The organism is Pseudomonas sp. 2835, from assembly GCF_050435905.1.
GTDB lineage: Bacteria > Pseudomonadota > Gammaproteobacteria > Pseudomonadales > Pseudomonadaceae > Aquipseudomonas.
Genome location: NZ_JBNDLE010000005.1, coordinates 99,474 through 116,016, shown reverse-complemented (window position 1 = coordinate 116,016; position 16,543 = coordinate 99,474). Strand labels below are relative to the sequence as shown.

The following is a 16,543-nucleotide window of genomic DNA, read 5'->3' as shown; positions in this document are numbered from 1 at the left end:
TGCTGCCATGTTCCGCCCTGCTCTAACCTTCACCGGCCTGTGCGCCGGCCTGCTGCTGTCGGCCAGCGCCCTGGCGCTGTCGCTCGGCGACCTCTCGCAAAAAGATGCTTCCATGGGCCTCAAAGACGCCCTGACCCAGGGCGCCCAGGTGGCGGTGAAACAACTGGGCACCCCGGGTGGCTTCAGCAACAACCCGGATGTGCGCATCGAACTGCCCGGCAACCTGGGCAAAGTGGCGAAGAAGATGAAAGCCTTCGGCATGGGCGCCCAGGTCGATCAACTGGAAACCAGCATGAACAAGGCCGCCGAGGCCGCCGTACCGCAGGCCCAGGCGCTGCTGGTCGATGCCGTCAAGAAGATGACCGTGGAAGATGCCAAAGGCATTCTCAGCGGCGGCAACGACTCGGCTACCCAGTACCTGAGCAAGACCAGCCGCGAGCAGATCCGCGCCAAGTTCCTGCCGATCGTCAAGAAAGCCACCGACCAGGTCGGCCTGGCCCAGCAGTACAACAACTTCGCCGGGCAAGCAGCGACCCTGGGCGTGCTGGACGCCAAGAACGCCAATGTCGAAGGCTACGTGACCGAGCAGGCGCTCAACGGCCTGTTCGAGATGATTGCCAAGCAGGAAGAAACCCTCCGCCAGAACCCGGCTGCTGCGGCCACGAGCATTGCCAAGAAGGTGTTTGGCGCGCTTTGAGCCTCTCGCCCCAAAGGGCTGCTTGCGCAGCCCATCGCCGGCAAGGCCGGCTCCCACAATAGATCTGTGTCACCGGACCTGTGGGAGCCGGCGTTGCCGGCGATGAGGCCCTCAGGCTTTCTTGACCCTGAACCACGCGGCATACAGCGCCGGCAGGAACAATAGCGTCAACGCCGTCGCCACGATCAAACCGCCCATGATCGCCACCGCCATCGGCCCGAAGAACACGCTGCGTGACAACGGGATCATCGCCAGCACCGCCGCCAGGGCGGTCAGCACGATTGGCCGGAAGCGTCTTACCGTTGCCTCGATAATCGCCTGCCAGCGGTCCAGCCCGGCAGCAATGTCCTGCTCGATCTGATCGACCAGGATCACCGAGTTGCGCATGATCATGCCCGACAGGGCGATGGTCCCGAGCATCGCGACAAAACCGAACGGCTGGCGGAACACCAGCAGGAACAGGGTCACGCCGATCAGCCCCAAGGGCGCGGTGAGGAACACCATTACCGTGCGCGAGAAGCTGCGCAGTTGCAGCATCAGCAGGGTCAGTACCACAACGATGAACAACGGCACGCCGGCGTTTACCGACTTCTGCCCGCGGGTGGAATCCTCCACCGTGCCGCCTACGTCCAGCAGGTAGCCATCGGGCAGTTCGGCGCGTATCGGATCCAGGGTCGGCAGAATCTGCTGAACCAGGGTAACCGGCTGTTCCTTACCGTAGATATCGGCGCGCACGGTAACGTTGGGCAAGCGGTTGCGGTGCCAGATCACGCCTTCTTCAAAGCCGTATTCCAGAGTCGCCACCTGCGACAGCGCCACGCTGCGGCCGTTGTCGGTAGGCACCGCCAGGCTCGGCAGGTTGGCAAGCTCGCTGCGCTCCTGCTGGGTACCGCGCAGGAGGATCTCGATCAGCTCGTTGTCCTCGCGGAACTGGCTGACAGCCGAGCCGGTCAGCGAGCTTTGCAGGAACTTCGCCAGGTTCGCCGTGCTCACCCCCAGGGCGCGGGCGCGGTCCTGGTCGATGTTCAGGTAGACCACCTTGCTCGGCTCTTCCCAGTCCAGGTGAACGTTGACCACATGCGGGTTCTCGCGCACCTTGGCGGCCACCTTGCGGGCCAGGGCACGCACCTGCTCGATGTGCTCGCCAGTGACCCGGAACTGCACCGGGTAGCCCACGGGTGGGCCGTTTTCCAGGCGCGTCACCCGCGAACGCAAGTCGGGGAACTGCTCATCGAGGGTGGCGATCAGCCAGCTGCGCAGCTGTTCGCGCTCCTCGATGGTTTTCGCCAGCACTACGAACTGGGCGAAACTCGGCGCCGGCAGTTGCTGGTCGAGCGGCAAGTAGAAGCGCGGCGAACCGGTGCCGACATAGGCCACATAGTTGTCGATACCGGCACGTTCCTTGAGCATCCCTTCCAGGCGCTTGACCTGCTCGGCGGTGTTGCTTAACGAGGCGCCTTCGGCCAGCTTCAGGTCAACCATCAGTTCCAGGCGCCCGGACGCCGGGAAGAACTGCTGGGGCACGAAACGGAACAACAGGATGCTGCCAATGAACAGGGCGAGGGTCGCCACGATCACTGTCTTGCGCCGTTCTACGCACCAGCCGACCAGGCGCCGCACGCGCTGGTAGAACGGCGTGCCGTAAGGGTCCGGGCCACCTTCGGCGGTGCCGTGCTTGGCCGCGTGCAGCTTGGCAAGATCGGGCAACAGGCGCTCGCCCAGATAAGGCACGAACACCACCGCGGCGATCCATGAGGCGAGCAAGGCGATGGTCACCACCTGGAAGATCGAGCGGGTGTATTCACCAGTGCCGGACTGCGCGGTGGCAATCGGCAAAAAGCCTGCGGCGGTGATCAGGGTGCCGGTGAGCATCGGGAAGGCCGTGCTGGTCCAGGCGTAGCTGGCGGCCTTGAGCCGGTCGAAGCCCTGCTCCATCTTGATCGCCATCATCTCCACGGCAATGATCGCGTCATCCACCAGCAAACCCAGGGCCAGCACCAGCGCGCCGAGGGAAATCTTGTGCAGGCCGATGCCGAAGTAGTACATGGCGGCAAAGGTCATCGCCAGCACCAGCGGAATGGCCAGGGCCACCACCAGGCCGGTGCGCATGCCCAGCGAGAAGAAGCTCACCAGCAAGACGATGGCCAGCGCCTCGACCAGCACCTGGACGAACTCGCCGACACCGGTCTTCACTGCTGCCGGCTGGTCGGAGACCTTGCGCAGCTCCATGCCGGCCGGCAGGTTGTGGGCGATGCGGGCGAATTCGGTTTCCAGGGCCTTGCCCAGTACCAGGATATCGCCGCCGGCCTTCATCGACACCGCCAGGCCGATGGCGTCCTCGCCCATGAAGCGCATGCGCGGGGCGGGTGGATCATTGAAGCCCCGGCGCACATCGGCGACATCGCCGATACGGAAGGTGCGGTCACCGACCCGGATCGGGAACTGCTGGATCTGCTCGACCGTGGTAAAGCGTCCGCTGACCCGCAGTTGCAGGCGCTCGCTCGGCGTCTCGAAGAAGCCTGCGGTGCTCACTGCGTTCTGCTCTTCCAGCGCCTGCTGCACTGCTGCCAGGGGCAGGCCGAGGGTGGCCAGCTTGAGGTTGGACAGCTCGATCCAGATCTTCTCGTCCTGCAGGCCAAGCAGCTCGACCTTGCCGACGTCCTTGACCCGCTGCAACTGGATCTGCACGCGGTCGGCGTAGTCCTTGAGCACGGCGTAGTCGAAGCCGTCGCCGGTCAGCGCATAGATATTGCCGAAGGTGGTGCCGAATTCGTCGTTGAAGAACGGCCCCTGGATACCCTGGGGCAAGGTGTGGCGGATATCGGCGACCTTCTTGCGGATCTGGTACCAGAGCTCGGGGATGTCGGCCGAATGCATCGAGTCGCGGGCCATGAAGGTGACCTGCGATTCACCGGGCCGCGAGAACGAGACAATCCTCTCGTACTCGCCGGTTTCCATCAGCTTCTTTTCGATACGCTCGGTGACCTGGCGCGAGACTTCCTCGGCACTGGCCCCTGGCCAGTTGGTGCGGATCACCATGGCCTTGAAGGTAAAGGGCGGGTCTTCGCTTTGCCCCAGCTTGGTGTAGGACAACGCGCCGACCACTGCCAGCAAAATCATCAGGAACAGCACGATCTGCCGATTGCGCAGGGCCCAGGCGGAAAGGTTGAAACCCATCGGGACTTACTCCTTGGCCGCCAGATTCACCACACGATTGGACCGGTCCACCGGACGCACCTGTTGCCCCTCCTGGAGCACATGCACGCCGGCCGCCACTACCCAGTCCGAGGCATTCAGGCCTTCGAGCACCGGCACGCTGTTTTCACCGTAGGCGCCGACTCGCACCGGCACGCGCTTGAGGGTGTTGTTGGCATCGACACGCCAGACGTAGGTCTGGCCGTTTTCTGCGGTCAGCGCCGAGAGCGGCACCGCCAGGGGAATGTTCTCGGCATGTTGGATGTACACCCGGGCGCTTTGGCCAAGCTCGGCAGGCACCTTGCCGGCGGTGAAGGCGATGCGCGCGGCAAAGGTTCGCGAGCGCGGGTCGGCCGAAGGCGACAGTTCGCGAATACGGCCGTTGAAGCGTTGATCGGGTTGCGACCAGAGCTCCACCGACACTGTCTGGCCAACCTTGAAGCGGCCGAAGTTTTGCTCCGGCAGGCCGATCAGCACTTCGCGCTCGCCATCGGTGGCCAGGGTGAATACCGTCTGGCCTGCAGCCACCACCTGGCCCACTTCAACCTGGCGCTTGGCAATCACGCCGTCCTGGGACGCGCGCAGCACGGCGTATTCGGCCTGGTTGCCGGCGACGTCGAACTCGGCGCGCACCTGCTTGAGCCGGGCCAGGCCTGCGCGGTAGAGGTTTTCAGCGTTGTCGTATTGCGAATGGCTGACCATCTGCCGGTCGAGCAAGGTCTTGTAGCGGTCGCGCTCGGCCTTGACCAGGTTCAGGTTGGCTTCGGCGGCGGCGAGCTGGGCACGGCTGGCTTCCAGTTGCAGGCGCACGTCCTGGGGGTCGAGTTCGGCCAGTGGCTGCTCGGCCTTGACCCGCTGCCCCTCCTCGACCAGGCGCTTGCTGACCTTGCCACCGATGCGGAACGCCAGCTCCGGCTCGAAGCGCGCGCGCACCTCGCCGGGGTAACTGTCGGCAGCGGCACTGGCCGGCTGCGGCTGCACCACCATGGCCGGACGAAGGGAAGTCTGCGGTGCGCTTTGCTGCCCACAGGCAGCAAGCAACAGGACGAGACCGACGGGCAAAGCGAGGGGCAAGGCATGGCGCAACATGATGGATGACCTTTCGCGAATGACGCTTTGAATATTTATACTGGCGGGTATATTAAATCAGGGAACCGGACCGGGGAAGCAGGCGTCCGAGAGAAATCCCATATTTACGCCGGGAGCAGCGCGTCGATATTTGCCCGCCGAAATGCCGGTCGCGATGTACCATGTGCACTTACTGGAATATGTAACTTTTCACTCATGCCTAAAGTCACCGCTCCCACCGGCCCCGGCCGGCCCAAGGACCTGGCAAAACGCCAGGCCATTCTCGAAGCAGCCAAGGCGCTGTTTCTAACCCTTGGCTATGCCAACACCAGCATGGATGCGGTCGCGACAGCGGCAGGTGTGTCAAAACTCACGGTCTACAGCCACTTCACCGACAAAGAGACGCTGTTCTCTTCGGCAGTGGTCGCTACCTGCACGGCGCAGTTGCCCGAGCTGATTTTCGAGCTACCGGAAGGGGTGCCGCTGGAACAGGTACTGCTGAAGATCGGCCGGGGCTTTCAGGCGCTGATCAGCAGCGACCTGTCGGTCAAGCTGCACCGCCTGATCATGGCCCTGGGCAATCAGGACCCGAAGCTCAGCCAGATCTTCTTCGAGGCCGGCCCGTTGCGGGTCCTGCACGAGATGGAGGCGCTGCTGCGTCAGGTGGACGCCCGCGGGCTGCTGCGCATTGAATTGCCGGCCAACGCTGCCGAGCACTTCTTCTGCCTGCTCAAGGGCGCGGCCAACTTCCGCCTGTTGCTTGGCTATGCCCCGGCGCTGGATGCCGAGGCCGCCGAGGCCCATGTGCAGGAAGTGGTGGCGCTGTTCATGCGCGCCTACCGGCCTTAAGCCTTGAGGGCTTTTTTCGGGTAGATGTCGTAGCGGCTGGATTTGCCTTCCAGGCAGTGGCTGGGCTTGGGCCCGTCGATGATCGGCGCCTTGCGCGGGCGCTTGACCACCACCCGGTGGCTGGCCAGGGCCAGGGCGGCTTCGAGCAGCGCCGGGGCGTCGAGGTCGTCACCGACCAGCGGGCGGAACACGCGCATTTCCTTTTTCACCAGGGCGCTCTTGTCGCGGTGCGGGAACATCGGGTCGAGGTAGATGACCTGCGGTGGTTCGCCCTGCCAGTTGCGCATGTGTTCGATGGCATTGCCGGTGAGCAAGCGCATACGCGCGACGATCGGGCCGACCTCGGCATCGCTGCCGGCGCGGGCCAGGCCGTCTTCGAGCAGGGCGGCAACCAGCGGCTGGCGCTCGATCAGGGTCATCTGGCAACCGAGGCTGGCCAGCACGAACGCGTCCTTGCCCAGCCCTGCCGTGGCGTCGAGCACCTGTGGGCGTACGCCCTGGGCGATGCCCACGGCCTTGGCGATCATCTGCCCGCTGCCGCCGCCGAACACCCGCCGGTGCGCCGCCGCGCCTTCGACGAAATCCACTCGCACCGGGCCCGGCGCTTGCGGGCCCAATTGCTGGATCTGCAAACCATGGGCACCGACCTGCACGGCGAAGCCTGCGTTGTCATCGCTCAGCGGCAACGCCAGGCGCTGCGCCCACTCGGCTGCCTGGGCCTGATAATCGGCCGTCAATGCCTCGACCCGGATGCCGCCGTCCGCCAGTTGCTCCACCATCAAATCCTGTACTCAAAAAAATTAAATGATCGCCGGCCGCGGCCGATATATGAAGTATTCGCTATTTTGCCAGACCAGAACCCTCTGCGACTGCCATGACCGACATTCTTCAGCTCAACTCAGGTTATATCTCGCCCGTCGGCGACTATGGCCGGCACAATACCCAGGCACTGGGCGGCGTCAGCCACCTGTGGCAGGACTTTTTTGCCCGCGCCCTGGCTGAGCAGCAAGGTCAGGAGGACGCAGCCAAGGCCGTGGCCACCGAGCAGTTCGACAAGGTCACCGGCGAGCCGCTGGGCGGCAGCCAGGTGCTGGCGCAGATTCACAACCAGCGCCTGTGCGATGTGCACGACACCGAACTGGCCCCACCCGAGCCGCTGTTCCTGCCGATCGCCGAGCTCGAACCTGAACTGCTGGAAAAACTCGCGCCGCCGTTCAGCGCCGCCGAACTGATCGAGCAACAGCGCCAGCTGGATATCAGCAACGCCTGGGTACGCCCGGTGGTCATGAGCCAGGGCCACCCGCTGCCTGAGCCTGGCCCGGCACCTCAGGCCAAACCGTTGTACCTGCCGATCGCCGAATTCGAGATGGACCTGCTGGACAAGGCGCCCGAGCCTTTCGACGAAGCCACCATGGCCGTGCAGCAATCGCAACTGGACTTCGACAATCGCTGGGCCCGCCCAGTGGTGCTGAACAACGTGCGCATCGCCGCCTGAGCCCTAGCGGCAGATCTGCCAGAAGCCCATGTCCAGGTGAAAGTGATTGCGGTGCGCGGCGTTGTACTCGGGCCCCAGCACCGTGTTGAAACTGTCACAGGCACTGGCGTGCACATCCCTTAGAAACTTCGCTTTGACGCCCTCCCCCGGCCAATCCTTGAGCAACTGGATGCGCTGCCCGTCGGCCAGGCGAAAACCGGCGATATCCAGGGCATTGGCCGTGGCATGCTGGCTCAAGCGGCCATTCTTGCGGTTGTACATGTTGCGACAGGCAAAGCTGCCCAAGTGATCGACCTGCACCACCGGCTGGGCAAAGGCGCGCTGCGCCGCCGGCTGCAGGGCATGACGCTCGAACAGCGCATAGGCCACCGCCAAGGGGCAACTGGCAATAAAGCTGCTGCTAAGACGCACCGACGAGCCTTCGACCCGCACCACGTTTTCCAGGGGGCACGGCGCATTGGCCGGGCTGTCGGCCTGCTTGCGGTAGCGCAGGCTGGAAGTGGCCAGGGCTTGCTCGCACAGCTGCGGATCATCCTCAAGGCGGCCCAATTTATACGGCGTAAGCAGGTTCGGCGGCTGGCGCACATCCAGCACCGCCCAGGGGTTCCAGGCATCCGGCAGACGCCAGCCCAGGCGCCAGGCAACGCCCAGTGCAACGAGCAGAATCAGACACAGTACCGCGAGCAATCCTTTGCGCATTGTTGATCAGCGCCTGAACAATGCATTGAGCTGGTCGAACGACAGCGCCTGGTCGGCGTAGTCAAAACAGCCTTGATCATGAATCTGCTGCGCAGCGTTGAAAAACGCCCCATAGGCCGCCCGCGCCAGCGACGAGCCGACGCTGATGCGCTTGACCCCAAGCGCTTGAACGTCGGCAAAACTCAAGCGCACACCGCTCAAGCCCATCAGCACGTTGACCGGCTTCGGCGCCACCGCCTGGACCACCCGACGGATCTCGTCGGCCGTACGCAAGCCCGGCGCATACAGCACATCGGCGCCCGCTTCGGCAAAGGCCTGCAGGCGGGCGATGGTGTCGTCCAGGTCGATGCGACCGTGCAGCAGGTTTTCGGCACGGGCACAGAGCATGAACGGAAAATCCAGGCTGCGGGCAGCCGCAACTGCCGCCTCGACCCGCTCCACCGCGTGGTGGAAGCTGTAGATCGGCTCGTCGGCATTGCCGCTGGCATCCTCGATCGAGCCCCCCACCAGGCCGACGGCGGCGCCCTGCAGGATCGCCTCGGCGCAACCCTTGGGATCATCGCTGAAACCGTTCTCAAGGTCCGCGGCTACCGGCAATGCCGTGGCATCAACAATGGCCCGTGCATTGACCAGGGTTTCATCCAGGCTCATCGCCCCTTCGGCATCAGGCCGGCCCAGGGAGAATGCCAGGCCGGCGCTGGTGGTGGCCAGCGCCTCGAAGCCGATGCTCGCCAGCAGCTTGGCCGAGCCGGCATCCCAAGGGTTGGGAATGACGAATGCGCCATCGCGCTCATGCAGGGCTTTGAAGGCTTCGGCACGCAGGGTTTGCACATCCATGATCTCGGCTCCCGGGCAGGCGGCAGGACGCGCTCAGAGCAGGCCGAGTTGTTCGGCCTCTGGCGTGCGGTCCAGTTCAGGCAAGGCCACAAGCCCCGGCAGGCGCTCCATCAGACCTTGATGGAAACGCCGGGCCAGGGCGGCGGCCAGGCGGTTGTCGGCAGTATGCAGGAAAACATAGGGGCTGCGCCCCTCCTCGATCCAGGCCGCGACCTTGTCCAGCCACGGCAGCAGGAACGGCTCGTTGGCGGCCAGTTCCGGGTGGCCGATGAAGCGGATCTGCGGGTGCTGGGTGAAAGCGGTCGGGCGTGGCGGCACGCGCGGCTTTTTCGATTGGGCGTGGAGCACCTCGGGCGTCTGTGAAGAGCAACTGAACAACGCGCGAGGGTCGAGACAGATGCGCTCGACGCCACGCTCAAGCAACAGGCGGTTGAGCAGGCGCTCTTCATCACCCTTGCTGAAGAACGCCGCGTTGCGCACCTCCACGGCGATGGGTACGCCAGCCTCGTCGATAAAGCTCAGCAGTTCGCCCAGGCGTGCCGGGCCGAAGGTTGCCGGCAGCTGCAACCAGTACGGCGCAACCCGTGCGCCAAGGGGCTTGAGCAATTCGATGAAGGACTGGGCGGCGGCCAGTTGAGCGTGCAAGTCACCGCTGTGGCTGATGTCGCCGGGGAACTTGGCGGTAAAGCGAAAATGCGCCGGCATCAGCTGCGCCCAGCGCTCAATGGTCGCTGGTGCCGGGCGGGCATAAAAGGTGGTGTTGCCTTCTACGGCATTGAAGACCTGGCTATACAAGCCAAGGAAGTCGCTGGTTTTAGCCTCGGCCGGGTACAGGTACTCGCGCCAGGCGTTTTCACTCCAGGACGGACAACCGACAAAATAGGGCAGCGTGGACAGACTCATCCATCAAATGTACAGGTCCAGCCCCAGTACTTCCATCTCCCAGTCAACGAAACCGGCAGTGGTCAGGTAACTGGCCAGGGCATGGGCGGTGCGCTTGTTGCGCGCCCGCGGGAAGATCATGTCCTGGGGCCGCGCCGGCAGGCCGCCGGTGCGCGCCTGGCCGTGGCTGGCGCCGGCTTGCGCCTGCACTTCGAATTCGCCCGGCAGATCTTCGTCGTCCACGTCATCGGTGCGCACCGGCGCTTTGCGCGGGGCTCGCTTGATGGGGTAGGACTGAGAAGAAAAACCGTCTATGCGCATGGCGATTACTCAGGAGCAGTGATGGCAATTTAGCAGCATCGCTGATCCTTCGCTAATGCCCGATTGATAACTGGACCACAGATCGGGCAAAAGGTTTTATTTTGCCTGGGAATAACCGACGAGCTGCACTCAGCGCGCTTTCGGCGTGGCCACCTTGTCGCGCAGGTACACAGGTTGCGCGAGGTCGGCGGCAATCGCCTCGCCGCGCTGCCAGGCGAAGGTCGCCAGGCTCAGCAGGTCCTGGGCATGAGGCAGCAGGCTGGCATCCTGGCCACTGGCCTTGACCGCCAGGCGCTCGGCATAACCCCAACCAGTGCCCGCGCCAAACCAGTCGCCGCTGGCACCTGCGGGCAAGGCCACTTGCTCCGGTGGCAATACCGCCTCATTGCCCTGCAGGCGCATTTCGCCGTCCACGTTGCGATAGCAACCCCAATAGACTTCGTCCATGCGCGCATCGATTGCCGCCGCCACTTGCTGCACGCCTTGCTCACGCATGGCACGCTGGGCCAGCACGGCCAGGTTGGACACCGGCAGTACCGGACGCTCCAGGGCAAAGGCCAGGCCCTGGACCACGCCAATGGCAATGCGCACGCCGGTGAAGGCGCCCGGGCCACGGCCGAAGGCGATAGCATCGAGCTGTTGCAAGGTGACGCCGGCATCGGCCAGCAGTTGCTGGATCATCGGCAACAGCTTCTGCGCGTGCAGGCGCGGGATCACCTCATAGTGGCTGGAAACCTTGCCGTCATGCAGCAAGGCAACGGAGCAGGCTTCAGTGGCGGTGTCGAGGGCCAGCAAGGTGGTCATCGGGGGTTCCAGGGGCAAGAAAAAAGAGCGGCATTATAAACAACAACGGCCCGCAAGCGGGCCGTTGTCTGCACTACCGAGCGTCGATCAGCTCAGTGCGGCCAAGACCTTGGCGGTGATCGCGTCAACCGAGCCCACGCCTTCGATATGCGCGTACTTCGGTTTGCCAGCGTTGGCAGCCGAGAGCTTCTGGTAGAAGTCCACCAGCGGCTTGGTCTGGTCGTGGTAGACCGACAGGCGATGACGCACGGTTTCTTCGGTGTCGTCTTTGCGCTGCACCAGCGCTTCGCCGGTTTCGTCGTCCTTGCCTTCAACCTTTGGCGGGTTGTAGACGATGTGATAGACGCGGCCCGAACCTTCGTGCACACGGCGGCCAGCGATACGCTGAACGATTTCTTCGTCTTCGACGGCGATTTCGACCACGGCATCCAGCTCGACACCGGCAGTCACCAGGGCTTCAGCCTGAGGAATGGTGCGCGGGAAGCCGTCGAACAGAAAACCCTTTGCGCAGTCAGGCTGGGCAATGCGGTCCTTGACCAGGTTGATGATCAGCTCGTCGGAGACCAGCTTGCCAGCGTCCATGATCGCCTTGGCTTCCAGGCCCAGCGGGGTGCCGGCCTTGACTGCGGCGCGCAGCATGTCGCCAGTGGAAATCTGTGGAATACCGAACTTTTCGGTGATGAACTTTGCCTGAGTACCTTTACCGGCCCCGGGAGCTCCCAGCAGAATTACGCGCATCTCGTGCTCCTCATTTTTTTGTAAGCAAATCAGTGGGTTTGCCACGCAGGGCCAATCCCGGAATTTGGGTGATGATCGTAATTTCGATCAAAAGGCTGCTCAAGATACACAGCGCCCGCAAGCCACACAAGCGGTCGAAAGTCGGAAAAACCCACGCACTGTGGCCACTTGAAGCACAGGTTGCGCCGAGCGCAACCTGTTGCTTTACAAGCATTCTGCTCTTGCTGGGCAAACCCTCGGCAAAGCGTTTTGCCAACTCAGCCGGTATTGCGCAAACCTGCCGCGATGCCGGCCACGGTGACCAGCAAGGCCTGCTCCAACGGGCTGTCCAGAGCGGCTTCGCGCCCGCGCGAGCGCGCCAGCAGCTCAGCCTGCAATAGATGCAGCGGGTCCAGATAGGTGTTGCGCAAGCGGATGAATTCCAGGGTTTCGGGGCTGTGTGCCAGTAGCACCGGCTGCCCGGTCAGCCCCAGCACCACCTGGCACGCCTGCGACAATAGGTCGCGCAAATGTGCACCCAAAGGTCGCAGTTCTGGTTGCACCAGACGTTCGTCGTAGGAGCGGGCAATATCGGCATCGGCCTTGGCCAGGACCATTTCCAGCATGTCGATGCGTGTGCGGAAAAACGGCCACTGCTCGCGCATCTCGGCCAGCAACGGCCCCTGGCCACGGGCCAGGGCATTGCTCAATGCAGCTTCCCAGCCTAGCCAGGCCGGCAGCATCAGGCGGGTCTGGGTCCAGCCGAAAATCCACGGAATCGCCCGCAGGCTCTCGATGCCACCGGCCCGGCGCTTGGCCGGGCGGCTGCCCAGCGGCAAGCGCCCCAGTTCCTGCTCGGGGGTGGACTGGCGGAAGTACTCGACGAACTCGGGGTTGTCGCGCACCACGCCGCGATAGGCCTTGACGCCATCGGCGGCCAGCTGGTCCATCAGCGCGCGCCAGGCCGGTTGTGGCGGCGGCGGTGGCAGCAGGGTCGCTTCGAGCACCGCCGCCAGGTAGAGGTTCAGGTTCTGCTCGGCGATGTCCGGCAAACCGAATTTGAAGCGGATCATCTCGCCCTGCTCGGTAGTACGGAAGCGCCCGGCCACCGAACCCGGCGGCTGCGACAGGATCGCCGCGTGGGCCGGGCCGCCGCCACGCCCGACAGTACCGCCACGGCCGTGAAACAGCAGCAGTTCGACCTGCTGCTCGCGGCAGATGCGCACCAGGGTTTCCTGGGCGCGGTACTGGGCCCAGGCTGCGGCCGTGGTGCCGGCATCCTTGGCCGAGTCGGAATAGCCGATCATTACTTCCTGCGGCCCATGCAGCCCGGCGCGATACCCCGGTAAGCCCAGCAGGCGCTCCATCACCGGGCCGGCGTTATCCAGGTCGGCGAGGGTTTCGAACAACGGCACCACGCGCATCGGCCGCAGCACGCCCGCTTCTTTGAGCAGCAACTGCACCGCCAGTACGTCGGAAGCGGCGCCAGCCATGGAGATCACATAGGAGCCCAGCGAGGCCGCGGGTGCGGCGGCAATCTCGCGGCAGGTGGCGAGCACTTCGCCAGTGTCGGCCTGGGGCTTGAAATAGCTTGGCAGCAGCGGCCGACGGCTGTTGAGTTCCTGCTGCAGGAAGGCGATGCGTGCCTCTTCATCCCACTCGGCATAGCGGCCAAGGCCCAGGTATTCGGTGATTTCACTCAGCGCCGAGGTGTGCCGCGCTGCGTCCTGGCGCACGTCCAGCCGCACCAGGAACAGGCCGAAGGTCACCGCCCGGCGCAGGCAGTCGAGCAATGGCCCATCGGCAATCACGCCCATGCCGCAGGCATGCAGCGATTCGAAGCACAGTTGCAGCGGCTCGAACAGTTCGCGGTTGTCCTGCAGCACTTCAGGGCCCGGCGCCTGGGCAGTGGTCAGCGCGGCATGGGCCCAGGCGCGAGTGATGCGCAGGCGCTCGCGCAACTGCTTGAGCACGGCGCGATAAGGCTCGGCTGAATCGCCCACCCTGGCCCTCAGGGCCTCGCTGGCCTGTTGCATCGACAGTTCGGCGGCCAGGGCATCGATATCGCGCAAAAACAGGTCAGCGGCCATCCAGCGCGCCAGCAGAAGCACTTCGCGGGTCACCGGCGCGGTGACATTGGGGTTGCCGTCACGGTCGCCGCCCATCCACGAAGCAAAGCGGATCGGCGCCGCCTCCAGCGGCAAACGCAGGCCGGTGGCCTGGTGCAGGGCCTTGTCAACCTTGCGCAGGTGGTGAGGTACCGCCTGCCATAGCGAATGCTCGATCACCGCAAAGCCCCATTTGGCTTCGTCTACCGGGGTCGGCCGGGTGCGGCGGATTTCTTCGGTGTGCCAGGCTTCGGCGATCAGCCGTTGCAGGCGTTCGCGGATCTGCTCGCGTTCGGCGGGGATCAGGTCGCGGTGATCCTGGGCGGCCAGTTGCGCGGCAATCGCGTCGTACTTCTGGATCAAGGTGCGCCGGGCGACTTCGGTCGGGTGGGCGGTGAGCACCAGTTCGATGCTCAGTTTACCCAACTGCCGCGCCAGAGCATCGTCGCTGTGCCCGGCGGCCTTGAGCCGCGCCAGCAGTTCGGGCAGCACCCGCGCCTCGAAGGGCTCGGCCTGGCCGGCGTCGCGGCGGCGAATCAGCTGATACTGCTCGGCGATGTTGGCCAGGTTGAGAAACTGGTTGAAGGCCCGCGCCACGGGCAGCAACTGGTCTTCGGCCAGGTCATTGAGGGTCGAGCTCAGTTGCTCGGCGCTACCGCTGCGGTCGGCCTTGGCACTGCGGCGTATGTCCTCGATGGTCTGCAAAAACGCTTCGCCGTGCTGTTCGCGCACGGTATCGCCCAACAACTCGCCCAACAAATGAACATCTTCACGCAAGCGCACATCGATATCAGTCATCAGCCATGTCTCCGGCATTCGGGAAAACCGCTCTGGGTCCAGAGTGCCCCAGTAGCGGCCGAGCATCAAGGCAGGGCCGGAGCTGGGCCATTTGGCTGAACTACGCTCAACACAGGCACACAGGAGACCATCATGAAAATCCGTGATCTTGCCCAGCATTGGGAACAGCACGCCAAAGGCTCGCTGAGTCCCACCGGCCATGTCCTGCACCTGGACATGGAAGCGGCGGCGCGCCTGGCGGCGTTGGCCGAGATGTACCCCAAGCGCCAGCCCGAAGAACTGCTCGGCGAACTGCTCGGGGCTGCGCTTGAAGAGCTCGAAGCGAGCTTTCCGTATGTTCAGGGCGCGCAGGTGATTGCTACCGATGAAGAAGGTGATCCGCTCTATGAAGACATCGGCCCGACCCCGCGTTTTCTCGCCCTTTCCCGTCGCTATCTGCACGAAATGAGCAGCGCCAAAGACGCCGACAAGCCGTGATCGACACGCCTTCACCCGCGCTGCGAGCGCCCGCGCAGGCGCTCGCGTACCGCGGTCAGGTCTGAAAGTTCAACGAAAAATCCACTGACCGATCAGTCAGAAAAAACCGCGAACAAGCGGCACTTTTTTCTGAACTATTCAAAAAACGCTTCGGTCACAGCCAATAGCCATCACGGCAAAACCCTTTCAGAACCGGGTCAGAGCAGTCCCGAAACTGACGGGTCGCGCCGATGGACTGTTACGGAATTCGTTGTTCATCAGGAGTGATCCAATGGAGTTGACCACCATGAAGACCCGCACCGCAAACACCTCGTCCACTCACCTGCGCGGGCTCAAGCTGGCCGCGCTGGCACTGGGCAGCAGCCTGGTCCTGGCCGGCTGTGCCGGCAACCCACCCACCGAGCAGTACGCTGTAACGCAATCGGCGGTCAATTCCGCTGTCAGCGCCGGCGGTACCGAGTTCGCCGCTGTCGAAATGAAGGCTGCGCAGGACAAGCTGAAACAGGCGGAAATCGCCATGCACGACAAGAAGTACGACGACGCCAAGCGCCTGGCCGAACAGGCCGAGTGGGACGCCCGCGTCGCCGAGCGCAAGGCCCAGGCCGCCAAGGCCGAGAAAGCCGTACAGGATGCCCGCCAGGGTGTTCAGGACCTGCGTGAGGAAGGCATGCGCAGCGTCGAATGACGCCCGCTCGCCGACCCGTGCATTCGTAATCGATCAAAGGATGAACCATTATGCGTAAACACGTGATGATCCCAGCCCTTCTGGCCCTGAGCGTTGGCCTGGCCGCCTGCTCCACGCAGCCGAACGCCAACCTGGAATCGGCCCGGACCAACTTCTCCGCCCTGCAGAGCAACCCGCAGGCAGCCAAGGTCGCGGCCCTTGAAACCAAGGATGCCCAGGACTGGCTGAACAAGGCCGACAAGGCCTACATGGACAAGGAAGACGAGAAGAAAGTCGACCAGCTCGCCTACCTGACCAACCAGCGCGTTGAAGTGGCCAAGCAGACCATTGCCCTGCGTACCGCCGAAGGCAACCTGAAAAACGCTGCCGCCCAGCGTGCCCAGGCTCGCCTTGATGCCCGCGATGCGCAGATCAAAAAGCTGCAGGACAGCCTCAACGCCAAGCAGACCGACCGCGGCACCCTGGTGACCTTCGGTGACGTGCTGTTCGACTTCGACAAGGCCACGCTCAAAAGCGGCGCCTACCCAAACATCACCAAGCTGGCGCAGTTCCTCCAGGAGAACCCTGACCGCAAGGTGATCGTCGAGGGCTACACCGACAGCAAAGGCAGCGCCAACTACAACCAGACGCTGTCCGAGCGTCGCGCCGCCTCGGTGCGCGCGGCACTGGTTCGCGCCGGGGTAGATCCTGCGCGCATCGTCGCCCAGGGTTATGGCAAGGAGTATCCGGTTGCCGATAACACCAGCAACTCGGGCCGTGCGCAGAACCGTCGGGTGGAAGTGACCATTTCCAACGACAACCAACCGGTGGCGCCGCGTTCGGTGAGCCAGCTGAACTGATGATTGCCGAGCAGTAACAAGAATCCCGCCGAGTCTGGCGGGATTTTTGTTTGTGTTGCCGGCCTCATCGCT

The 16,543-nt window shown here is 64.0% G+C and carries 16 protein-coding genes; 6 read left to right on the top strand and 10 right to left on the bottom strand.

Annotation, left to right across the window (positions count from 1 at the left end; genetic code table 11):
* Positions 1-7: 7 nt before the first annotated feature.
* Positions 8-697 (top strand): DUF4197 domain-containing protein, encoded by a 690-nt coding sequence (locus ABIE20_RS08810; RefSeq protein WP_429504442.1) that lies wholly within the window; start codon positions 8-10, stop codon positions 695-697.
* 111 nt (positions 698-808) lie between these two features.
* Here ABIE20_RS08810 and ABIE20_RS08805 read toward each other — a convergent pair whose 3' ends face one another.
* Both ABIE20_RS08805 and ABIE20_RS08800 read right to left on the bottom strand, forming a co-directional pair.
* Positions 809-3,874: an efflux RND transporter permease subunit gene (locus ABIE20_RS08805; protein WP_429504440.1), complete on the bottom strand. Its 3,066-nt coding sequence runs from the start codon at positions 3,872-3,874 to the stop codon at positions 809-811.
* A 6-nt stretch (positions 3,875-3,880) separates the two neighbouring features.
* Positions 3,881-4,981, bottom strand: a complete 1,101-nt coding sequence (locus ABIE20_RS08800) for an efflux RND transporter periplasmic adaptor subunit (RefSeq protein WP_429504438.1) — start codon at positions 4,979-4,981, stop codon at positions 3,881-3,883.
* Between the two features lie 195 nt (positions 4,982-5,176).
* On the opposite strand from ABIE20_RS08800, the gene ABIE20_RS08795 reads away from it, so the two are divergent.
* Positions 5,177-5,809 carry a TetR/AcrR family transcriptional regulator gene (locus tag ABIE20_RS08795; RefSeq protein WP_429504436.1) on the top strand — a complete coding sequence of 211 codons (633 nt, stop codon included), beginning with the start codon at positions 5,177-5,179 and terminating at the stop codon, positions 5,807-5,809.
* On the opposite strand, the gene ABIE20_RS08790 is transcribed toward ABIE20_RS08795, so the two are convergent.
* Positions 5,806-6,588, bottom strand: a complete 783-nt coding sequence (locus ABIE20_RS08790) for a class I SAM-dependent methyltransferase (protein WP_429504434.1) — start codon at positions 6,586-6,588, stop codon at positions 5,806-5,808. The genes ABIE20_RS08795 and ABIE20_RS08790 overlap by 4 nt on opposite strands.
* Before the next feature lie 95 nt (positions 6,589-6,683).
* Here ABIE20_RS08790 and ABIE20_RS08785 point away from each other — a divergent pair, with 95 nt between their 5' ends.
* Positions 6,684-7,304: an energy transducer TonB gene (locus ABIE20_RS08785; RefSeq protein ID WP_429504433.1), complete on the top strand. Its 621-nt coding sequence runs from the start codon at positions 6,684-6,686 to the stop codon at positions 7,302-7,304.
* 3 nt (positions 7,305-7,307) lie between these two features.
* Here ABIE20_RS08785 and ABIE20_RS08780 read toward each other — a convergent pair whose 3' ends face one another.
* The 7 genes from ABIE20_RS08780 to ppc all read right to left on the bottom strand — a co-directional run bounded on the left by ABIE20_RS08780 (position 7,308) and on the right by ppc (position 14,470).
* Positions 7,308-8,003, bottom strand: coding sequence for an extensin family protein (locus ABIE20_RS08780; RefSeq protein WP_429504431.1), 696 nt, complete (start codon positions 8,001-8,003; stop codon positions 7,308-7,310).
* A 6-nt stretch (positions 8,004-8,009) separates the two neighbouring features.
* Complete coding sequence (locus tag ABIE20_RS08775; protein WP_429504430.1) at positions 8,010-8,840, bottom strand: isocitrate lyase/PEP mutase family protein; 831 nt, start codon at positions 8,838-8,840, stop codon at positions 8,010-8,012.
* A gap of 33 nt (positions 8,841-8,873) precedes the next feature.
* The gene (locus tag ABIE20_RS08770) at positions 8,874-9,743 is read right to left on the bottom strand and encodes a DUF72 domain-containing protein (RefSeq protein ID WP_429504429.1); all 870 of its coding nucleotides are present in this window, start codon (positions 9,741-9,743) and stop codon (positions 8,874-8,876) included.
* Positions 9,744-9,746: 3 nt separating this feature from the next.
* Positions 9,747-10,043 (bottom strand): hypothetical protein, encoded by a 297-nt coding sequence (locus tag ABIE20_RS08765; protein ID WP_429504427.1) that lies wholly within the window; start codon positions 10,041-10,043, stop codon positions 9,747-9,749.
* A 129-nt stretch (positions 10,044-10,172) separates the two neighbouring features.
* Positions 10,173-10,847: a tRNA (adenosine(37)-N6)-threonylcarbamoyltransferase complex dimerization subunit type 1 TsaB gene (gene tsaB, locus ABIE20_RS08760; RefSeq protein ID WP_429504425.1), complete on the bottom strand. Its 675-nt coding sequence runs from the start codon at positions 10,845-10,847 to the stop codon at positions 10,173-10,175.
* 87 nt (positions 10,848-10,934) lie between these two features.
* On the bottom strand, positions 10,935-11,585 hold the full coding sequence (gene adk, locus ABIE20_RS08755) for an adenylate kinase (RefSeq protein ID WP_429504423.1): 651 nt from the start codon (positions 11,583-11,585) through the stop codon (positions 10,935-10,937).
* Positions 11,586-11,842: 257 nt separating this feature from the next.
* The gene (gene ppc / locus ABIE20_RS08750) at positions 11,843-14,470 is read right to left on the bottom strand and encodes a phosphoenolpyruvate carboxylase (RefSeq protein WP_429504421.1); all 2,628 of its coding nucleotides are present in this window, start codon (positions 14,468-14,470) and stop codon (positions 11,843-11,845) included.
* 132 nt (positions 14,471-14,602) lie between these two features.
* Here ppc and ABIE20_RS08745 point away from each other — a divergent pair, with 132 nt between their 5' ends.
* The 3 genes from ABIE20_RS08745 (at position 14,603) to ABIE20_RS08735 (ending at position 16,471) form a co-directional block, all read left to right on the top strand.
* Positions 14,603-14,947, top strand: a complete 345-nt coding sequence (locus tag ABIE20_RS08745; protein WP_429504420.1) for a pilin assembly protein — start codon at positions 14,603-14,605, stop codon at positions 14,945-14,947.
* 271 nt (positions 14,948-15,218) lie between these two features.
* On the top strand, positions 15,219-15,632 hold the full coding sequence (locus ABIE20_RS08740) for a DUF4398 domain-containing protein (RefSeq protein WP_429504418.1): 414 nt from the start codon (positions 15,219-15,221) through the stop codon (positions 15,630-15,632).
* A 50-nt stretch (positions 15,633-15,682) separates the two neighbouring features.
* Positions 15,683-16,471 (top strand): OmpA family protein, encoded by a 789-nt coding sequence (locus tag ABIE20_RS08735; RefSeq protein WP_429504417.1) that lies wholly within the window; start codon positions 15,683-15,685, stop codon positions 16,469-16,471.
* Positions 16,472-16,543: the final 72 nt, after the last annotated feature.

Coding starts and splice junctions, on each gene's coding strand:
- ABIE20_RS08740 (WP_429504418.1), top strand. CDS start 15,219: ATGGAGTTGACCACCATGAAGACCCGCACCGCAAACACCTCGTCCACT.
- ABIE20_RS08805 (WP_429504440.1), bottom strand. CDS start 3,874: ATGGGTTTCAACCTTTCCGCCTGGGCCCTGCGCAATCGGCAGATCGTG.
- ABIE20_RS08770 (WP_429504429.1), bottom strand. CDS start 9,743: ATGAGTCTGTCCACGCTGCCCTATTTTGTCGGTTGTCCGTCCTGGAGT.
- ABIE20_RS08735 (WP_429504417.1), top strand. CDS start 15,683: ATGCGTAAACACGTGATGATCCCAGCCCTTCTGGCCCTGAGCGTTGGC.
- ABIE20_RS08800 (WP_429504438.1), bottom strand. CDS start 4,981: ATGTTGCGCCATGCCTTGCCCCTCGCTTTGCCCGTCGGTCTCGTCCTG.
- ABIE20_RS08745 (WP_429504420.1), top strand. CDS start 14,603: ATGAAAATCCGTGATCTTGCCCAGCATTGGGAACAGCACGCCAAAGGC.
- ABIE20_RS08785 (WP_429504433.1), top strand. CDS start 6,684: ATGACCGACATTCTTCAGCTCAACTCAGGTTATATCTCGCCCGTCGGC.
- ABIE20_RS08775 (WP_429504430.1), bottom strand. CDS start 8,840: ATGGATGTGCAAACCCTGCGTGCCGAAGCCTTCAAAGCCCTGCATGAG.
- ppc (WP_429504421.1), bottom strand. CDS start 14,470: ATGACTGATATCGATGTGCGCTTGCGTGAAGATGTTCATTTGTTGGGC.
- adk (WP_429504423.1), bottom strand. CDS start 11,585: ATGCGCGTAATTCTGCTGGGAGCTCCCGGGGCCGGTAAAGGTACTCAG.
- ABIE20_RS08795 (WP_429504436.1), top strand. CDS start 5,177: ATGCCTAAAGTCACCGCTCCCACCGGCCCCGGCCGGCCCAAGGACCTG.
- ABIE20_RS08765 (WP_429504427.1), bottom strand. CDS start 10,043: ATGCGCATAGACGGTTTTTCTTCTCAGTCCTACCCCATCAAGCGAGCC.
- ABIE20_RS08810 (WP_429504442.1), top strand. CDS start 8: ATGTTCCGCCCTGCTCTAACCTTCACCGGCCTGTGCGCCGGCCTGCTG.
- ABIE20_RS08790 (WP_429504434.1), bottom strand. CDS start 6,588: ATGGTGGAGCAACTGGCGGACGGCGGCATCCGGGTCGAGGCATTGACG.
- ABIE20_RS08780 (WP_429504431.1), bottom strand. CDS start 8,003: ATGCGCAAAGGATTGCTCGCGGTACTGTGTCTGATTCTGCTCGTTGCA.
- tsaB (WP_429504425.1), bottom strand. CDS start 10,847: ATGACCACCTTGCTGGCCCTCGACACCGCCACTGAAGCCTGCTCCGTT.